Source organism: Streptomyces sp. MB09-02B (assembly GCF_033794485.1).
GTDB lineage: Bacteria > Actinomycetota > Actinomycetes > Streptomycetales > Streptomycetaceae > Streptomyces.
In genome coordinates, this window is record NZ_JARGEE010000158.1 from 1 (window position 1) to 19060 (window position 19060).

Here is a 19060-nt window from a genome sequence, read left to right on the forward strand (position 1 = left end):
TGCTTTTCAGGGGCGCGGGGAACTGCGCGAGAATCCCCACCGGGCCCGCACCCGACAAACACACCGAAGCCCCCACCACCGCACTCGCCCCACCCAGCGGAGCGGTGCGGCAGACTGGCTGGATCCGCACCACGCCAGGGAGCACATCGTGACCGCGTTCAAGGGAGAGCGACCGCACCGGCCCCAGGTAGACCCGCTGAGGGCCCTGCGCGCACCGGATGACCCGCCCTGGGACGTCTATCTGACCGGCACCGTCTTCCTCGACATCATCTTCACCGGGCTCGACTCCGCCCCGGTGCGCGGGACGGAGTCCTGGGCGCGCGGCATGGGGTCGAGCCCCGGCGGCGTGGCGAACATGGCCACCGCCCTGGCCCGGCTGGGCCTGAGAACCTCCCTCGCGGCGGCCTTCGGTGACGACCACTACGGCGAGTACTGCTGGGACGCCCTGGAACAGGGCGAGGGCATCGACCTCTCCGCCTCCCGTACGGTCCTCGGCTGGCACTCCCCGGTCACGGTCTCCATGGCGTACGAGGGCGAGCGCACGATGGTGTCCCACGGCCACGAGGCGCCCCCGGAGGAGTCCGCGCCGGAGTGCTCGCCGCACGCGCGCGCCGCCGTCGCCTCCCTCACGCCCGGCGTGCGCGCCCCCTGGATCGCGCAGGCCGCGAGGAAGGGCACCCGGATCTTCGCGGACGTCGGCTGGGACGAGACCGGCGCGTGGGACCTGGCGGGGCTCGCCGATCTCGCCCACTGCGAGGCGTTCCTCCCCAACGCGGCCGAGGCGATGCGGTACACCGGCGCCGAGTGCCCACGGGCCGCCGCCCACGCCCTCACCGAGCGTGTCCCGGTGGCCGTGGTGACGCTGGGCGCGGAGGGCGCGTACGCCGTGGACGGGCGGACCGGTGAGACGGCGGAGGTGCCGGCCATCGCGGTGGAGGCCCTGGACCCGACGGGTGCGGGTGATGTGTTCGTGGCCGGTTTCGTCACCGGCACGCTGGCGGACTGGCCGCTGGCGGACCGGCTGGCCTTCGCGGGGCTGACGGCGGCGCTGTCGGTGCAGGAGTTCGGGGGGTCGCTGTCCGCGCCCGGCTGGGCGGAGATCGCGGCGTGGTGGCGGCGGGTGCAGTCGGTGGACCACCAGGATCCGGCGGCCCTGCGGCGGTACGCGTTCCTGGAGGACTTCCTCCCGAAGGACCACGTCAGCCCGTGGCCGCTGCGGCGGGCGGTCCCGACGATCGGCTTCCGCCGGTCGGCTTGAGACCGGGCGCGTCATAGCTCGGGGGTGCCTGTTCGTAGGCGGGTGCGGGTAATTCGTGGTTGCTCGCGCAGTTCCCCACGCCCCTGAAAAGCAGGGGCTGCGTCCCGTGCTATTCAGGCCCGCAGGGCCGTCGCTTTCCAGGCCCGCAGGACCTGGTCTTACAGGCCCGCAGGGGCCTGGTCTTTTAGGGGCGCGGGGAACTGCGCGAGAAGCTCCACGCACCCGCACCCGCCGACGAAACAGGCACCCCCGAGCTACCAGGCGCACCCAAAAACCTCCACGCCTACCCACCAATCCCCACCCCAAACGCGCCGTGATACAAATTCTCCGCGCGTCCCTGTCCGTCGACAGCCAGCCGCCCAACCCCCCTCATCGAGCCGCACCTTCGCACGTCCAGGAACGCCCGTGTCCCCCCGCACCACCACCCCGCCCTGGCCCCTCGTCGCCCTTTTCACGGCCGGGTATCTCGCCGCGTACCTCCTGCCCACCACCGTGGGCAGACTCGACGCAGCCCTCCCCCTCACCACCACAGAGGCCGGCGCCGTCGGCAGCGCGCTGCTGCTCGGCTCCGCCACGGCCGGCTTCACGCTCGCCGCCCACGTGGACCGCCTCGGCCCCCGCCGCCTCGCCCGCGCGGGCCTGCTGCTCGCCGCCGCCGGCTACGGCACCGCCGCGCTCACCACCGCCCTCCCCGCCGTGGTGACGGGCGCGATCCTCGGCGGCTTCGGTTCCGGCACGGCGACCGCCGTGGCCGCGACCGGCATCGCCGCGCAGCGCGACCCCCACCGGGTGTCCACGACAGGCCTGTTGAGCGTCTCGGCACTGGCCGGCGCGCTGTATCTGACGATCCCGCGCCTGGGCCCCGGCCACGGCCTCCCGCTCGCCGCCCTCGCCCTCACGGCCCTGCTCACCCTCACGGCGACCACCCGGCTCGCCGCCCCGGTGGCCACCACCCAGGTCACCCGGGAACGGGGCCCGCTTCCCCACCCGCGCCACGGTCTGACCCTCGCCGTCACCCTCCTGCTGTGGTCCCTGGCGCAGAACTCCCTCTGGGGTGTCAGCGGTCGGATCGGCACCACGCAGGCCGGGCTCTCCGAGGTCACCGTCGGCGCGGTCTTCGCGACGGCGCTCGGCGCGGGCCTGCTCGGGGTCATCGGGGCGGGTGCGCTCGGCGTGCGCTTCGGCCGCGCGCTCCCCATCGGTGGCGGCACGGCGCTCATCGCCGGCTGTATCGCGCTCAGCGCCACCGCGACCGACCTGCCGACCTTCGCCGCGGGCGAGATCGCCTGGAACGCGCTCTACCCGGTCGTCCTGTCGTACCTCATCGGCCTCGCCGCCTCCCTCGACCCGCGCGGCCGCTGGGCGGTCCTGATCGGCTCCGCCTCCTCGCTCGGAACGGCCGCCGGGCCGCTCGTCGGCAGCCTGCTCTCCGCTCACGCCGGCTACCCGGCGATGGGCGCGATCCTGGCGGTGGGCCTGCTCCTCATCACGGCCCCCATGACCTGGGTGGCGCTGCGCACCGCCACGCCCACCGCGGAACACGCCCGCTACCAGGAGCAGTCGACCACCGGGCAACCGGAGTACCGCCCGGCGGCCTAGACGCGGGGGAGGCGTATGGGCCGTAGCCCCCCGCGCCCGCCCCAAGAGGCCAGAGCGGTCACCCGAACTCGTACGCCTCCACCTCGGCGAGGTACCGGGCCCGCCGCTCCTCGTCGTGCTCCAGGAAGGACGCGGTGAAGGAGTTGCGGGCCAGCTCCCGCAGCCGGTCCTCGCTCAGGCCGAGGGTCCGGTGCACGGCGTCGAAGTTGTCGCCGGCGTATCCGCCGAAGTAGGCCGGGTCGTCGGAGTTGACCGTGCAGAGCAGGCCCGCGTCGAGCATGGCGGGCAGCGGGTGGTCGGCGAGGGTGTCGACGGTGCGCAGCCGGACGTTGGAGAGCGGGCACAGCGTCAGCGGGACCCGCTCGCGCACCAGCCGTTCGACGAGGTCGGGGTCCTCCATGCAGCGCAGCCCATGGTCGACGCGCTCGACCCCGAGGACGTCGAGGGCCTCGGTGATGTACTCCGGCGGACCCTCCTCCCCCGCGTGCGCGACGCGCCGCAGTCCGAGCGAGGCGGCCGCCTCGTACACCTCACGGAACTTGACCGGCGGATGCCCGACCTCGGCCGAGTCCAGCCCGATCCCGACGATCCGGTCGAGATACGGCTTCGCCGCCTCCAGCGTGGCGAGGGCCGACTCGGCGGACTCGTCCCGCAGGAAGCAGAGGATCAGCTGCGTGGAGATCCCGTGCCGCTCCTCGCTCCTGCCCAGCGCCCGCCACAGCCCCTCGACGACCGTCCCCATCCCCACGCCCCGCGCGAGGTGGGCCTGCGGATCGAAGAAGATCTCGGCGTGGCGTACGCCCTGGGCGGCGGCGCGTACGAGATAGGCGTCGGCCAGGTCCGCGAAGTCCTGCTCGGTGCGCAGGACCGCCATCAGCTCGTAGTACAGGTTCAGGAAGGACTGGAGATCCTCGAACTCGTAGGCCTTGCGGAGCGCTTCCGTGTCCGCGTACGGCAGCGCGACCCCGTTGCGGGCGGCCAGGGCGAACGCCAGCTCCGGCTCCAGGGTTCCTTCGATGTGCAGGTGCAGTTCGGCTTTGGGGAGGGACATCAAAGCATCGTACGACCGCTTCAGCGGCGTTTCGGAAGCGCCACCCGCAGCAGGTCGTGGGCCACGGTCAACTCCCCCTCGAACCCGGCGGCCCGCGCCTGCCGTTCGAACTCCTCGGGCTCGGTGTACCGCTGGCTGAAGTGGGTGAGCACGAGGTGCCGCACCCCGCAGTCGCGGGCGACGGAAGCGGCCTGACCGGCCGTCAGATGACCGTGATCGACGGCGAGTTCGATGTCCTCGTTCAGGAACGTGGACTCGATGACGAGCATGTCGGCCGCGTCGGCGAGGGCGTACACGCCGTCGCAGAGCCGGGTGTCCATGACGAACGCGAACCGCTGTCCGCGCCGCAGTTCGCTGACGTCGTCGAGCCGGACGCCGCCGATCGCGCCCTCCCGCTGGATCCGTCCGATGTCCGGCCCCTTGATGCCGTGCGCGGCGAGCCGCTCGGGCAGCATCCGGCGCCCGTCGGGCTCGACGAGGCGGTACCCGTACGACTCGACGGGGTGCGAGAGCTTGCGCGCGTCGAGGGTGTAGGCGGGGGTGGTGACCAGCGCGCCGCCCTCGCCGTCGACCGGCGCCTCGATCAGCTGGACCGTCTCCCGGTAGGCGGTGGCGTACCGCAGCCGGTCGAAGAACCGCTGCCCGGAGCGCGGGTAGTGGGCGGTGACGTCGTGCGGGACCCGGTCGAGGTTGATCCGCTGGATCACGCCGGCCAGCCCCAGCGAGTGGTCGCCGTGGAAGTGGGTGACGCAGATGCGGTTCAGGTCGTGTGCGGCGACCCCGGCGCGCAGCATCTGCCGCTGGGTGCCCTCGCCGGGGTCGAAGAGGAGCCCCTCGGAGCCCCAGCGCAGCAGATAGCCGTTGTGGTTGCGGTGCCGGGTCGGGACCTGGCTGGCGGTGCCGAGGACCACCAGTTCACGTACGGACACGGCTCGTCACCCGGGGGGCCACTGCAGGCCGCGACCGCCGACGACGTGGGCGTGCGCGTGGAAGACGGTCTGGCCGGCGCCGGTGCCGGTGTTGAAAACGATGCGGTAGCTCTCCAGCTTGTCCTCGTCCGCGACGGCCTGGGTCTCGCGCAGGACGTCCGCGGCGAGGTCGGGGGCGGCGGTGGCGAGTGCGGCGGCGTCCGCGTAGTGCGCCTTGGGGATGACGAGTACGTGGGTCGGTGCCTGGGGGTTGATGTCCCGGAACGCGACCGTGGTGTCCGTCTCCCTGACGATCGTCGCGGGTACGTGTCCCGCCACGATCTTGCAGAACAGACAGTCGTCCTGCGGCTCCCCAGCCATACGTTGCCTCCCAGCCACCGGTGATCGCCTACGGGGGCATGCTATCGCCAGGGTGCGTCTCGGATGCGGGTCCGGTGGGGGCTGGTCGCGCAGTTCCCCGCGCCCCTAAAGGCAAAAAGCACGAGGCGCAGCCCCTGCTTTTTGAGGGGCGCGGGGAACTGCGCGAGAAGCCCCACGCACCCGCACCCGACAACGCACCCCCGCCGCTACGACTCGGGCAGCGCGGGTGCCACCTTCGCCGGCGTCGACTCCAACCCCTCCAGCGCGATCCGGATCGCCTCGTCGAGCTGGGGGTCACGCCCGGCCGCATAGTCCTGCGGCGCCTGCACCACCTCCACGTCGGGATCCACCCCGTGGTTCTCGACCCCCCACCCGTACCCCTCCAGCCAGAACGCGTACTTCGGCTGCGTCACGAGCGTCCCGTCCACCAGCCGGTACCGGCTGTCGATCCCGACGACCCCGCCCCATGTCCGCGTACCGACCACCGGCCCGATCCCGAGCGCCTTGATCGCCGCGTTGACGATGTCCCCGTCCGAGCCGGAGAACTCGTTGGCGACGGCGACGACGGGCCCCCGGGGCGCGTCGTCGGGGTAGCTGCTCGCCCGCATCCCGCGCGGCAGGTCCCATCCGACGATCCGCCGGGCCAGCTTCTCCACCACGAGCTGGGAGGTGTGCCCGCCCCGGTTCTCGCGGACGTCCACGACCAGCCCCTCCCGCGCGACCTCGATGCGCAGATCGCGGTGGAGCTGGGCCCAGCCGGAGCCGACCATGTCGGGGACGTGCAGATACCCGAGCCGGCCGGCCGACTTCTCGTGGACGTACGCCCGCCGGTCCGCGACCCACGCGTGGTACCGCAGGGGCTCCTCGTCGGAGATGGGCACCACCACGGGATGCCGGAGGTCGCCGCCCCCGGCCGGCAGCACGGTCAGCTCGACGGCCTTGCCCGCCGTGCCGACCAGCAGCGGCCCGGGCCCGGCCAGCGGGTCGACCGGCTGCCCGCCGACCGCGATGATCGCGTCCCCGGCGCGCACGGCCACCCCGGGCGCGGCGAGCGGCGAGTGCGCGTCCGGGTCGGAGGTCTCCGACGGCAGCACCCGGTCGATGCGCCACACCGGGGCTCCCTGGGGGCCGTCCTCATGCCGGGAGACGTCCGCGCCGAGCAGGCCCTGCCGCCGGTCGCCGGAGCCGCCCCGGCCGCGCGGGGTGACGTAGGCGTGGGAGGTGCCCAGCTCGCCCTGCACCTCCCAGAGGAGGTCCACGAGGTCGTCGTGGGTGGCCACCCGTTCCAGGACGGGGCGGTAGCGGTCCAGGACGCCGGGCCAGTCGACGCCGCCCAGGTCGGGCCGCCAGAAGTTGTCCCGCATCAGCCGGCCGGTCTCGTCGAACATCTGGCGCCACTCGGCGGCCGGGTCGACGGTCCGCCGGATGCGCGAGAGGTCGACGGTGATGTTGGAGTCGCTGTCGTCGTCGCCCGAGGCGCGCCGGTCGCTGGGGACGACCTTGAGCTTGCCGTCGGTCCACAGCAGCACCCGTTTGCCGTCGCCGCTGACGGCGAAGTGGTCGGCGTCGGACGCCAGGTACTCCAGGCGCCGCTGGGCGAGGTCGTACCGCTCCAGGGAGGTCTTCGGGTCGGGGTCGTCGGGCGTGGCCCGCAGGTGGCCGAGGACCCCGGTGACGGGGTGGCGCAGCCACAGCACGCCGTCCTTGGCGGCGCGGAGCGTGGAGTAGCGGGCGGCCTCGACCGGGAAGGGGACGATCCGGTCGGCGAGCCCTTCGAGGTCGATGCGGGTGGTCGGGGTGCCCTCGCTGTCGGGGGTCTCGTCCTTGTCGGGCGCCTCGAACGGCCGGCCGTGGCGCTGCGGTCCGAAGGGGGACGGGGTGGTCGCCGCGAGCGTGATCAGGTGCGGGCGGGCGCCGCTGACGAAGTGCAGGTCGAAGACGTGTTCGTCGTAGACGGGGTCGAAGGCGCGCGCGGAGAGGAACGCGAGGTGTTTGCCGTCGAGCGTGAACGTCGGCGAGAAGTCCTGGAAGCGCAGCGGGGTCGCCTCGGTGACGGACAGGTCGGCGGTGTTGGCGAGCTTGAGCTGGCGCAGCGGGCGCGGGCCGGGGTGCGACCAGGCGAGCCAGGCGGAGTCGGGCGAGAAGACGAGCCCGGTCACCTCGCCGTCCTCGCTGCGGTCGACCTCCCGTACCTCGCCGCTCTCCCGCTCGACGAGCAGCACCCGGCCGTCGTCGGAGGCCACGGCGACCCGGCTGCCGTCGGGGGCCACGGCGAGCCCGAGGACGCGGCCGAGCTGTCCGGCGGCGAGCCGGCGCGGGGTGGCGCCCGGCCCGACGCCGGTGGACGGTGCGAACTCCAGCGCGTCGTCGCCCTCCGCGTCCGTCACCCACACCACCCACTCCTCGCCCTCCACCCGGAAGGTGCGCGGGAGCCGGGCCCGTACGCCGTCCTCGGCGGCGAGCGCGCGGGCGGGGCCGGAGCGGTGGGTGATCCAGTGGATCGAGCCGCGTACGGAGACGGCGCTGCCCCGGGCGGTGTGGTCGGGCGAGGCGGAGCCGAACCAGCGGGAGGCGTTGACCGGGAACGGCTGGAGGTCGACGCGCTGCCCGCCCAGCCGGATGTCGAGCCTGCGCGGCTCGGCGCCGTCGAGGTCGTCCAGCAGCCACAGCTCCCCGGCGGACGCGTACACGACCCGGGTGCCGTCGGTGGCCGCGTGCCGGGCGTAGAAGCCGTCGATGGGGGTGTGCCTGCGCAGGTCGGAGCCGTCGGCGAGGGAGGAGTAGAGCGCTCCGACGCCCTCGTGGTCGGAGAGGAACGCGATCCGGTCCCCGACCCACATCGGGTATTCGAGGTTGCCGTCCAACTCGGCGTGCAGGCGCTCGAACTCCCCGGCGCCCTCGGCGCCCCCGTCTGCCCCGTCTGCCCCGTCTGCCCGGTCGATCCACAGCTTGCCCGCCGTGCCGCCCCGGTACCGCTTCCACCAGGCGGCCTCGCGGCCCATCGGCGCGGACAGCAGCACGGTGGCGGGCCCGTGGGCGACGTCGCCGACGGGCCCGTAGGGAAGGGTGGTGGCCGCGCCGCCGTCGAGCGGCACGGCGCGGGCCCAGCTCCGCCGGAGGCTGGCCTGACCGTGGGTGCTGAGCGCGAGGACCCGCCCGTCGGGGGTCCAGCCGCGTACCTGGGTGCGCCAACTCCCCCAGTACGTCAGGCGCTTGGCGGACCCTCCGTCGACGGGCGCGATGTGTACCTCGGGCGCGCCGTCCCGGGTGGAGGTCCACGCGACGGTGGTGCCGTCCGGGGAGATCCGCGGGTGGTTGACGGGTACGTTGTCCGCGCTGACCCGCCAGGCACGGCCGCCGTCCAGAGGCGCGACCCACACGTCGTCCTCGGCGGTGAAGGCGACCAGGTCGCCGTGCAGGTGCGGATACCGGAAATACGCGAGCTGAGTCACCCGGTTACTTTATGCAGCGTTCGGTCTGATGGGGAGGGGTTTGGATCATGTCCCTCGCGCCGGGTTCGAGTTGTTCCGGGCCGGGCCTCACTTGCCCTCGGGCACGCACGCCGGGTCCTTCTGGCACCAGATGGTCTGGGTGACGGTGACCGTCGCCGTCGGTCCCGGCTGACCGGTTCGGCCCGGCTGGTCGGACTCCGGGGCGTCGCAGTTGCCGAGCCCCTCGACGTGGAACCACTCCTTGCCGCCGACCTTCGCGGTCAGGTCCCCGCGTACGCACCTGCCGTTGACCTCTTTGGTCACCTTCCCGGTGACGGTGATGTCCCGGCCTTCCTTGTCCTCGCCGGTGCAGTCGACGTTCGCGACGGTGGCGACCGAGGAGGACGGCGACGCGGTTTTCTCGCCGCCCTGGCCGTCGCTGTCGCCCTGGCCGTCACTGTCGCCCTGGCCGTCACTGTCGTACGACGCCGTGCAGGTGAGCCACCGCACGTCGAGGCCCTCCCGCTCCAGCTCCTTGGTGGCGAGCTGGTCCGTGGTGAACGCGACCGCGCCCGTGTTGAGCCCGCCGCCCTCGCAGGCCACCAGACTCGCGACGGCGCAGACCCCGAGGCCGGCTCCCAGCAGGAGCCGGCGCCCGCCGGTCCGGTACGCCCTGACACGCCTCCATGCCCCCATGTCCGGCAGCCTGCCACCGCCCGCGGCGGCGGGGAAGACCGCGTGCGGACAAGCCGCCGGGACCGGGGGCGCGGGCGAGAGGGGTCAGCCGCTCATCAGCAGCCATTCCTGCAGCTCGACCAAGTTCCCCTCGGGGTCCTTGAGATGGGCCACCCGCATACGGTCGGTCATACGTGCGGGCCCGTGCAGGAGCCGGACGCCGAACGAGGTGACCCGCTCGCAGTACGCGTCGAGGTCGTCGACCCGAAGGACGACCAGCGACCGGTGCCCGTTCGCCGCGTCGGCCAGCTCCCCGAGCACCTCGGCCATCATCGCCCGGTCCTGCAGAGCGATCCCCGCGGACCCGACGGCCGGGCTGAACTTCTCGTACGGCCCGTCGACCGCACCGGACTGCGGCTTCAGCCCGAGCACATCGGCGTAGAAGCGGTAACACACGGCGAAGTCGGTGACGAGCAGCCTTACTTGGGCGAGTTCCACGATGCTCCCAGAGGGTTCGGGGACACCGGTCGGGACCGGGTGGCGGTCAGGACCAGCGTCCGGTTCGGCCCAGCAGCAACGCCCCGGCCGCCGTCCCGGCGGTCGACGTGCGCAGCACACTGGGCCCGAGTCGGTACGCCCCCGCGCCCGCCTCGCCGAAGAGCGCCAGCTCCTCCGGCGACACGCCCCCCTCGGGCCCCACGACGAGCACGATCTCCCCGGCCGTCGGCAGCTCCGCCGTGGCCAGTGTCTCGTCGCCGCTCTCGTGCAGGACCGCGGCGAAGTCGGCCTTCGCCAGCAGCTCCGCGACCTGCTTGCCCGTGGCCGCGTCCGCGACCTCGGGGAACCGCGTCCGGCGGGACTGTTTGCCCGCCTCCCGGGCGGTGGCCCGCCACTTGGCGAGGGCCTTCAGCCCCCGGTCGCCCTTCCACTGCGTGATGCAGCGGGCGGCGGCCCAGGGCACGATCGCGTCGATCCCGACCTCGGTCATGGTCTCGACGGCCAGTTCGCCCCGGTCGCCCTTGGGCAGCGCCTGGACGACGGTGATCCGGGGCTGCGCCGCGGGCTCCTCGTGCACGGTCTCCAGGTCCATGACCACGAGCCGGTCCTTGCCCTCGGCGGCCTTGACGATCCCCTCCGCCCAGCGCCCGCGCCCGTCCGTGAGGACCACGTCCTCACCGGCCCGCAGCCGCTTCACGGAGACGGCGTGCCGCCCCTCGGGGCCGTCGAGGACCAGCTCGCCGCCGCAGCCGTCCGGCAGGTCCAGCGAGTCGACCACGAACACCGGTGCGGTCATCGTCCCTCGTTCCCGGTCGGTCCGCCGCCCTGTCCTCCGGCCCGGCTGCCGACTCGCGCGGCGGCCTGCTCGGCCTGCGCGGCGGCGATCTCGGCTGCCAGCACCTCCACCAGTTCCCCGGCGGGCAGCGCGCGGGCCATCCGGTGGCCCTGCCCGGCCCACAGTGCCATGCCCTGCGCGTCCCCGGCCTTCGCGGCGGCCTTGCGCAGCGGCGAGGTCAGGTGGTGGACCTCCGGGTAGGCGACGGGCGCGTACGGGCCGTGCTCGCGCAGGAACCGGTTGACCAGGCCCCGGGCAGGACGGCCGGAGAAGGCTCTGGTCAGCTCGGTGCGGACGAAGAGGGGGTTGGTCAGGGCCTGCTTGTGCACGGTGTGCGCGCCGGACTCGGCGGTCGCGAGGAACGCCGTGCCGAGCTGGGCCGCGCTCACACCCGCCGTGAGGAGGGCGGCGATCTGGCTGCCCCGCATGATGCCGCCGGCCGCGACCATCGGCAGCGCCACGGCCTCGCGGACCTGGGCGACGAGCGAGAGCAGGCCGATGCCGGCCCGGTCCCGCTCGGGGTCGTCCCGGTGGGTGCCCTGGTGGCCGCCGGCCTCGACGCCCTGCACGATCACGGCGTGGGCCCCGCACCGCTCCACGGCCTGCGCCTCCTCCGCCGAGGTCGCGCTGACCAGGGTGAGCGTGCCCTTGCGGGCGAGCGCCTCGATGACCTCGGGCGTCGGGCAGCCGAAGTGGAACGACACCACGGGCACCGGGTTGTCGAGCAGCACGGCGAGCTTGGCCTCGTAGCCGTCGTCGCGTCCGCTGTCCGGGTCACCCAGCTCGGCGTCGTACCAGGTGGCCTCACCGGCGAGCTGCTCCGCGTAGACCTCGACGGCGGCGGGCTCGGCGTACTCCGGCTGCGGCATGAAGAGGTTCACGCCGAAGGGGCGTGAGGTGAGCGCACGGAGCGCCTTGATCTCCTGGTACATCCCGTCGGCCGTCTTGTACCCGGCGGCGAGGAACCCCAGCCCGCCGGCCTCGGACACGGCGGCGGCCAACCGCGGCACGGACACGCCGCCCGCCATCGGGGCCTGCACGATCGGGAGCGGGACGAGATCGGTCAGTGCGGAGGACATGACGGCATGGTGCCACTGTCCTTCGGACATCGCCGAATCGGGGCGGACGGTTGTTCGTCGGGTGCGGGTGGGTGGGGGCTGGTCGCGCAGTTCCCCGCGCCCCTGAAGGACCAGGCCCTGCGGGCCTGAAGGACCACGGCCCTGCGCCCCCTGAAAAGCAGGGGGCGCAGCCCCTGCTTTTCAGGGGCGCGGGGAACTGCGCGAGAAGCCCCACGCAGCCGCACCCACTCAGCGTGCCCGCCGACACACCCACTCAGCGCCCGTTGAACGCGTCCTTCAACCGAGAGAACAAGCCCTGCTGCCCCGGCTGGAACTGCCCCGTCGGCCGCTCCTCACCCCGCAGCGCGGCCAGCTGCCGCAGCAACCCCTCCTGCTCGGGGTCCAGCTTCGTCGGTGTCTGCACCTCGACGTGGACGATCAGATCGCCCCGCCCGCCACCCCGCAGGTGCGTGACACCGCGCCCGTGCAGCGGGATCGACTGCCCGGACTGCGTGCCGGGCCGGATGTCGACCTCCTCCAGCCCGTCCAGCGTCTCCAGCGGCACCTTCGTGCCGAGGGACGCCGCCGTCATCGGGAGCGTCACCGTGCAGTGCAGGTCGTCGCCGCGCCGCTGGAACATCGGGTGCGGCAGCTCGTGGATCTCGACGTAGAGGTCACCGGCGGGACCGCCACCGGGCCCGACCTCGCCCTCACCGGCGAGCTGGATCCGTGTGCCGTTGTCGACACCGGCCGGGATCTTGACCGTCAGCGTCCGCCGCGACCGCACCCGCCCGTCGCCCGCGCACTCGGGGCACGGGTTGGGGACGATCGTGCCGAAGCCCTGGCACTGCGGGCATGGCCGGGAGGTCATGACCTGGCCGAGGAAGGACCGCGTGACCTGCGAGACCTCACCACGACCGCGGCACATGTCACAGGTCTGGGCGGTGGTGCCGGGAGCGGCCCCCTCGCCACTGCACGTCGTACAGACGACGGCCGTGTCGACCTGGATGTCCTTCGTCGTGCCGAAGGCCGCCTCGTCGAGGTCGATCTCCAGCCGGATCATCGCGTCCTGCCCCCGGCGCGTACGCGAGCGGGGACCCCGCTGCGACGCCGTGCCGAAGAACGCGTCCATGATGTCCGAGAAGTTGCCGAAGCCACCGGCGCCGAAGCCGCCCGCGCCTCCGCCGCCCGCCTGGGACAGAGGGTCGCCGCCGAGGTCGTAGACCTGCTTCTTCTGCGGGTCCGACAACACCTCGTAGGCGGCGTTGATCTCCTTGAACCGCTCCTGGGTCTTCGGATCGGGATTGACGTCCGGGTGCAGCTCGCGCGCGAGCCTCCGGAACGCCTTCTTGATCTCGTCCTGGGACGCGTCGCGGCGCACGCCGAGCACGGCGTAGTAGTCCGTGGCCACTTAGGACTCCGCCAGGATCTGTCCGACGTACCGTGCCACCGCTCGTACCGCTCCCATCGTTCCCGGATAGTCCATGCGCGTAGGTCCGACCACGCCCAGTTTCGCTACTGCCTCGCCGCCCGAACCGTAGCCGACGGAGACGACGGACGTGGAGTTGAGTCCCTCATAGGCGTTCTCATGACCGATCCGTACGGTCATGCCCGAATCCCCGGCCTCGCCAAGCAACTTGAGGAGGACGACCTGCTCCTCCAAGGCTTCCAGTACGGGCCGGATGGTGAGGGGGAAGTCATGTCCGAAGCGGGTGAGATTGGCGGTACCGCCGATCATCAGCCGCTCCTCGCTCTCCTCCACGAGTGCTTCGAGGAGGGTGGAGAGCACCGTCGCGACCGTGCCGCGGTCCTCGACGTCGAACGCCTCCGGCAGGTCCTCGACCAGCCGGGGCACGTCCGTGAACCGGCGGCCCGCGACCTTGCTGTTCAGCCGGGCGCGAAGATCCGCGAGTGACGTTTCTCCGAACGGCGCCGGGCAGTCCACCAACCGCTGTTCCACCCGTCCCGTGTCCGTGATCAGCACGAGCATCAGCCGGGCGGGGGCCAGCGACAGCAGCTCCACGTGCCGCACCGTCGACCGTGTGAGCGACGGGTACTGCACGACGGCGACCTGCCGGGTGAGCTGCGCGAGCAGCCGCACGGTCCGCGCCACGACATCGTCGAGGTCGACCGCGCCGTCCAGGAAGTTCTGGATGGCGCGCCGCTCGGGCGGCGTCATCGGCTTGACGCCCGCCAGCTTGTCGACGAAGAGCCGGTACCCCTTGTCGGTGGGGATGCGGCCCGCGCTGGTGTGGGGCTGGGCGATGAACCCCTCGTCCTCCAGCGCCGCCATGTCGTTGCGGACGGTCGCCGGGGAGACGCCGAGGTTGTGCCGCTCGGTGAGCGCCTTGGAACCGACCGGCTCCTCGGTGCCCACATAGTCCTGGACGATGGCGCGCAGCACCTGCAGCCTGCGTTCACTGAGCACTCGCGCACACCTCCAGCTCGTCTCTCTCGTGCGGCTCCCCCTTGGCACTCACCCCGGGCGAGTGCCAACACTCCCCGCCCAGTGTACGGCGGTGGGGTACGCCCCCGGCAAGGCCGGGCTCCGGGCGGGCCACTTCCCTACTGGGGAGTACGCGACAACGGCGTCCCACGAGCTACGGCTAGCGTCGGCGTATGACGGTGTCTTGGGAAGAGTACGGGTGGCAGGGATTGACGCCCCGGGTCGGACGGTGCCGCCTCCCCGGCTGGGACTGCACGGTCGGACTGGTGGTCGGGGACGGTGCGGCCCTCATGATCGACGCGGGGTCGAGTCTGCGTGAGGGCGCGCGGTTGCGCACCGAGGCGTGCCGACTGCTCGGTGGCTCCCGTGTGACACATCTCGCGCTCACCCACCCCCATTTCGACCATGTCTTCGGGGCGGCGGCGTTCGCCGGGGTGGAGGTCTTCGGCGCGGTGGGCGTCGAGGGCGTCCTGACCCGTGACCGCGACGCCCTCCGCGCGGACGCCGCGCACCACGGTCTGCCCCCGGCGGACGCCACCGAGGCCGCGGACCTGCTCGCCCTCCCCCGCCACCTGGTCTCCGGGGAGTGGACGCTCGACCTGGGCGGCGGTCATCAGGCGCTGCTGGCGAACGTGGGGCCGGGGCACACGGCACACGACCTGGTGGTCCTGGTCCCGGGCACACCGGCCACCGGGGGATCCGCCGGTTCGCCGGAGGTCGTCTTCTGCGGGGACCTGGTGGAGGAGTCCGGTGAACCCCAGGCCGGCCCCGACGCCGTCCCGTCCCGCTGGCCCGCCGCCCTGGACCGGCTCCTGGCCCTCGGCGGCGAGGACGCGCTGTACGTCCCGGGCCACGGAGCAGTGGTGGACGCGGCGTTCGTCCGGGCCCAACGCGACGCGCTGGCACGGCGCTTCGGCGTGTCGGACTGAGTACGGCGAATCCGGGCGCCGCTTCTCCTATCGTCATCCGAATGCGCCAGTACTCACCCGACCTGACCCCTCCGTGGAAGAAGCCCAAGCCGGTCCCCGAGGTCCCGGCCGACCCCGGTCTGGTCGTCGAGGAGCCCACCACCGGTTTCTGTGGCGCGGTCATCCGCTGCGAGGCGGGCACGGTGACGCTGGAGGACCGCTTCGGCAAACACCGCGTGTTCCCGTTGGAACCCCGGGGCTTCCTGCTGGAGGGCCGGGTGGTGACGCTGGTGCGGCCCTCGTCGTCGGCGCCCGTCCGCCCCACCCGCACCGCCTCCGGCTCGGTGGCCGTGCCGGGCGCCCGCGCGCGCGTGGCCCGGGCCGGACGCATCTACGTCGAGGGCCGCCACGACGCGGAACTCGTCGAGAAGGTCTGGGGCGACGATCTGCGCGTCGAGGGCGTGGTGGTGGAGTACCTGGAGGGCGTGGACGACCTGCCCGCGATCGTGGCGGACTTCGCGCCGGGGCCGGACGCGCGGTTGGGCGTCCTGGTCGATCACCTGGTCCCCGGCAGCAAGGAGTCACGTATCGCCGCGTCGGTGACCAGCGAGCACGCGCTCGTCGTGGGCCACCCGTACATCGACATCTGGGAGGCCGTGAAGCCGTCCTCGGTGGGCATCGCCGCGTGGCCGCGGGTGCCGCGGGGGCAGGACTGGAAGACGGGGGTGTGCCGGGCGCTGGGGTGGCCGTCGGAGAACACGGGGGCGGTGTGGCAGGCGATTCTGGCCCGGGTCGACTCCTACAAGGACCTGGAGCCGGAGCTGCTGGGCCGCGTGGAGGAACTGATCGACTTCGTCACGGGTAGCGGTGAGGCCTGACGTTCTCGTAGGCGGCGAACTCGCTCGTGTCCAGCTCGATGCCGATGGGCTCCAGCGGCGTGAGGTCGCCGAACTTGGTGATGCGCTGGCACCTGTAGTCCGCGTCCTCGCCCTGGCCAGTCGGTTCAGTAAGCAGTACGCACTGGGCCATGACGGGATCGATGATGAAATAGGCGGGCACCCTTGCCGCCGCGTAGATCGACCGTTTGACGCCATAGTCGCGGGCCACGCTCGTCTTGGAGACGACCTCCAGGAGCATGGTGATGACCTCGGACGGCATCAGCCTCCCGTGGCCTGGTCCAGCGCCGCGTTCAATCACCACCAGGTCCGGCTGCGGCTCGCTGGTCTCTTCGAGCATCGCGATGTCCTGGGTTTGCAGTCGCCGCCACTGCTGGCGGGGGATCTGGTCCACAACCGCCTCCAGGATGTCGTTGTGGGCCACGTCCGGCCCCGCCATCATCACAATTTCCCCCCGGAGGAGCTCGACCTTGAATCCTTCGGGAAACTCAAAGCTCTCGAAGAACTTCACGATGTCGGTGGTCATCGGTCGGTCGTCCACAGCGGTCATCTCCGCAGCCCTCCGGTTTCCGCCACCGTGCAATTACGGCGGCAGCCTACGAACCAGGTTAGGTACCGAACCCCCGTTCCGCACCGATTCACCCACCCGAGTGATCAGTCCACCAAGTCCCGCACCACCGCGTCCGCCAGCAACCGTCCCCGCAGCGTGAGCACCGCGCGGCCCTCCACGTACGGGCCCGGGTCCAGCAGCCCGTCGGACAGGGCGCGCTCGGCCGCCGCGAGGCCCTCCTCCCGCAGCAGCGACAACGGGCACCCCTCCCGCAGCCGCAGCTCCAGCAGGATGCGCTCGACGCGGCGGTCCTCGTCCGCCAGCAGCTCACGCCCGGCGCCAGGAGAGCGCCCGGCCGCCAGCGCACCCGCGTACGCGCCGGGGTGCTTGACGTTCCACCAGCGCACGCCGCCGACGTGGCTGTGGGCGCCCGGCCCCGCTCCCCACCAGTCGGCGCCGCGCCAGTACAGCTCGTTGTGGAGGCAGCGCCCGGCGTCCGAGGTGGCCCAGTTGGAGACCTCGTACCAGTCGAACCCGGCGGCCGAGAGCGTCTCCTCGGCGATGAGATACCGGTCGGCGTGGACGTCGTCGTCGGTCATCGGCACCTCGCCCCGGCGGATGCGCCGCGCGAGCTGTGTGCCCTCCTCGACGATCAGCGCGTACGCCGAGATGTGGTCCGGCCCGGCGCCGAGCGCGGCGTCCAGGGAGGCCCTCCAGTCGTCGTCCGACTCGCCCGGCGTGCCGTAGATCAGGTCCAGGTTGACGTGGTCGAAGCCGGCGGCGCGCGCCTCCGCCACGCACGCCTCCGGGCGCCCCGGCGTGTGCGTACGGTCGAGGACCTTCAGCACGTGCTGGCGCGCGCTCTGCATGCCGAAGGAGAGCCGGTTGAAGCCGCCCGCGCGCAGGGTCTCCAGATACGCGGGGTCGACCGACTCCGGGTTCGCCTCCGTCGTCACCTCCGCGTCGTCCGCGAGCCCGAACTCCTCCCGGACCGCCCCCAGCATCCGTACGAGGTCGTCGGCGGCCAGCAGCGTGGGCGTGCCGCCGCCGACGAAGACCGTACGGACGGGGCGCGGGTCGTCGCCGAGGACCTTGCGGGCGAGGCGGATCTCGTCGACGACCGTGTCCGCGTAGTTGTCGCGGGAGGCGAGGACGCCGCCGGTGCCGCGCAGCTCGGTGGCGGTGTAGGTGTTGAAGTCGCAGTAGCCGCAGCGGGTCGCGCAGTACGGGACGTGAAGATAGAACCCGAGGGGACGCTCGGCCGCGTCGGCCAGGGCGTGCGCGGGCAACGCCCCGTCGTCGGGGACGGGCTCACCGTCGGGGAGTGCGGAAGGCATGTCCTCCATTGTCCAGCACGGCCCGGCCGACGGTTTCCGTCACTCTCCGCGTCGGCCGTCACTCCGTCGGCCGTCACTCCGCCCGCAGGACCAGCAGCGCCAGGTCGTCGTCCGGCGGCCGTTCCCCGAACTCGTGGACGAGTCGGCGGATGCGTTCGGCGATCAGCTGGGCGTCGAGGCCGGCGCAGCCGGAGAGCGCGGCGGCGAGGCCGTCCCCGTCGTCGAACATGTGCGGACCGCTGCGCCGCTCGGTGACGCCGTCGGTCACGCAGAGCAGGGTGTCGCCGCAGCGCAGCTCGAACGTCTCGGAGACGTACTCCGTGTCCTCGATCACCCCGAGCAGCGTCTGCGGCTCGGCCACGGTCCGGACGTCGCCGTCGGGCCCGAGGAGCAGCGGCAGCGGGTGCCCGGCGGAGGCGAGGGTGCAGCGGACGCCGCCGGGGACGGGGACGAGTTCGCCGTAGAGGAGGGAGAGGAAGCGGATCTGGGGGCCGTCGGGGTCGGCGAGACCGGGGTCCCCTGCCGTGACCAGGGCGCGGGCGGCGGCGTCGGCGGCCTCGGTCGCGTCGTCGAGGAGGAGCTGGTTCAGGCGGTCGAGCACGTCCGCGACGCCGTAGCCCTCGCGGGCGAGCAGCCGCAGCCAGGGGCGGGCGAGACCGATGACCACGGCCGCCTCGGGGCCCTTGCCCTGGACGTCGCCGATCGCGAAGCACCAGCGGCCCCGGCCTGCGGGGAACAGGTCGTAGAAGTCGCCGCTGGGTCCACCCTTGTCGCACGGCTCGTACACCAGGGCGCTCGACACTCCGGGGATCTCGGCGACCGCGCCCGGCAGCAGGCCGCGCTGGAGAACGCGGCTGATGGTGGCCTGGCGTGCGTACTGGCGGGCCGCACCGATCGACAGCGCGATGCGTCGGCTCAGGTCCTCCACCAGCCCGGTCACCTCGTCCGGGAACCGCAGCAGCCCGGCCCGCCCGATGACGAGCGTCCCGAGCGGCCGCCCCCCGGCGATCAGCCGGTAGGCGAGCGCGGCGCCACCTTCACGCTCCCCCGCCGGTCCGCCGTCACGCCCTTGCGCCGGTCCGCCGTCGCCCATCCCCACAGGGCCGCTGTCCCGCGCCCCCGCAGGCGCACTGCCACACCCGCCCGCAGGCCCACGGCCACGCGCGCCCGCCGACCCCGCCGCCGCGCTCGCGCCCGCCGCCGGCGCGCCTTCGCTGTCCCCCTCCGGT

Annotated in this window: 17 protein-coding genes; 4 read left to right on the plus strand and 13 right to left on the minus strand. The window is 72.9% G+C overall.

Features of this window, described 5'->3' with window-relative positions:
• Positions 1-148: 148 nt before the first annotated feature.
• Positions 149-1258, plus strand: a complete 1110-nt coding sequence (locus tag P1P70_RS22060) for a carbohydrate kinase family protein (RefSeq protein WP_319240396.1) — start codon at positions 149-151, stop codon at positions 1256-1258.
• A gap of 405 nt (positions 1259-1663) precedes the next feature.
• Entirely contained in the window at positions 1664-2857 is a 1194-nt protein-coding gene (locus P1P70_RS22065) for an MFS transporter (protein WP_319240397.1), read from the plus strand.
• A gap of 58 nt (positions 2858-2915) precedes the next feature.
• On the opposite strand, the gene P1P70_RS22070 is transcribed toward P1P70_RS22065, so the two are convergent.
• The 10 genes from P1P70_RS22070 to hrcA form a co-directional block, all read right to left on the minus strand.
• Complete coding sequence (locus P1P70_RS22070; protein WP_319240399.1) at positions 2916-3908, minus strand: adenosine deaminase; 993 nt, start codon at positions 3906-3908, stop codon at positions 2916-2918.
• A 20-nt stretch (positions 3909-3928) separates the two neighbouring features.
• Complete coding sequence (locus P1P70_RS22075; protein ID WP_319240401.1) at positions 3929-4837, minus strand: ribonuclease Z; 909 nt, start codon at positions 4835-4837, stop codon at positions 3929-3931.
• A gap of 6 nt (positions 4838-4843) precedes the next feature.
• The gene (locus tag P1P70_RS22080; RefSeq protein ID WP_319240403.1) at positions 4844-5197 is read right to left on the minus strand and encodes an HIT domain-containing protein; all 354 of its coding nucleotides are present in this window, start codon (positions 5195-5197) and stop codon (positions 4844-4846) included.
• Between the two features lie 206 nt (positions 5198-5403).
• Positions 5404-8649: a S41 family peptidase gene (locus P1P70_RS22085; protein ID WP_319240405.1), complete on the minus strand. Its 3246-nt coding sequence runs from the start codon at positions 8647-8649 to the stop codon at positions 5404-5406.
• 87 nt (positions 8650-8736) lie between these two features.
• On the minus strand, positions 8737-9324 hold the full coding sequence (locus P1P70_RS22090; RefSeq protein ID WP_319240407.1) for a hypothetical protein: 588 nt from the start codon (positions 9322-9324) through the stop codon (positions 8737-8739).
• Between the two features lie 84 nt (positions 9325-9408).
• Positions 9409-9801, minus strand: coding sequence for a VOC family protein (locus P1P70_RS22095; RefSeq protein WP_045557491.1), 393 nt, complete (start codon positions 9799-9801; stop codon positions 9409-9411).
• 46 nt (positions 9802-9847) lie between these two features.
• Positions 9848-10597 (minus strand): 16S rRNA (uracil(1498)-N(3))-methyltransferase, encoded by a 750-nt coding sequence (locus P1P70_RS22100; RefSeq protein ID WP_319240409.1) that lies wholly within the window; start codon positions 10595-10597, stop codon positions 9848-9850.
• The gene (locus tag P1P70_RS22105) at positions 10594-11715 is read right to left on the minus strand and encodes a nitronate monooxygenase (RefSeq protein ID WP_319240411.1); all 1122 of its coding nucleotides are present in this window, start codon (positions 11713-11715) and stop codon (positions 10594-10596) included. Before P1P70_RS22105 ends, P1P70_RS22100 begins: the two co-directional genes overlap by 4 nt.
• 253 nt (positions 11716-11968) lie before the next feature.
• Positions 11969-13105: a molecular chaperone DnaJ gene (dnaJ, locus tag P1P70_RS22110; protein ID WP_319240413.1), complete on the minus strand. Its 1137-nt coding sequence runs from the start codon at positions 13103-13105 to the stop codon at positions 11969-11971.
• Complete coding sequence (gene hrcA / locus P1P70_RS22115) at positions 13106-14122, minus strand: heat-inducible transcriptional repressor HrcA (RefSeq protein WP_184894198.1); 1017 nt, start codon at positions 14120-14122, stop codon at positions 13106-13108. It abuts the gene before it with no gap.
• A gap of 191 nt (positions 14123-14313) precedes the next feature.
• Between hrcA and P1P70_RS22120 the strand changes: the two genes are divergently transcribed.
• Both P1P70_RS22120 and P1P70_RS22125 read left to right on the plus strand, forming a co-directional pair.
• Positions 14314-15069, plus strand: a complete 756-nt coding sequence (locus tag P1P70_RS22120; RefSeq protein WP_319240415.1) for an MBL fold metallo-hydrolase — start codon at positions 14314-14316, stop codon at positions 15067-15069.
• 41 nt (positions 15070-15110) lie between these two features.
• Positions 15111-15926, plus strand: a complete 816-nt coding sequence (locus P1P70_RS22125) for a DUF3097 domain-containing protein (RefSeq protein WP_319240417.1) — start codon at positions 15111-15113, stop codon at positions 15924-15926.
• On the opposite strand, the gene P1P70_RS22130 is transcribed toward P1P70_RS22125, so the two are convergent.
• From P1P70_RS22130 to P1P70_RS22140, 3 genes are all read right to left on the minus strand, one after another.
• Complete coding sequence (locus tag P1P70_RS22130) at positions 15904-16494, minus strand: Uma2 family endonuclease (protein ID WP_319240419.1); 591 nt, start codon at positions 16492-16494, stop codon at positions 15904-15906. The genes P1P70_RS22125 and P1P70_RS22130 overlap by 23 nt on opposite strands.
• Positions 16495-16598: 104 nt before the next feature.
• Positions 16599-17831 carry a radical SAM family heme chaperone HemW gene (gene hemW / locus P1P70_RS22135; protein ID WP_319240421.1) on the minus strand — a complete coding sequence of 411 codons (1233 nt, stop codon included), beginning with the start codon at positions 17829-17831 and terminating at the stop codon, positions 16599-16601.
• Between the two features lie 73 nt (positions 17832-17904).
• On the minus strand, positions 17905-19060 hold a 1156-nt coding region (locus tag P1P70_RS22140), incomplete at its 5' end, for a PP2C family protein-serine/threonine phosphatase (RefSeq protein ID WP_319240423.1).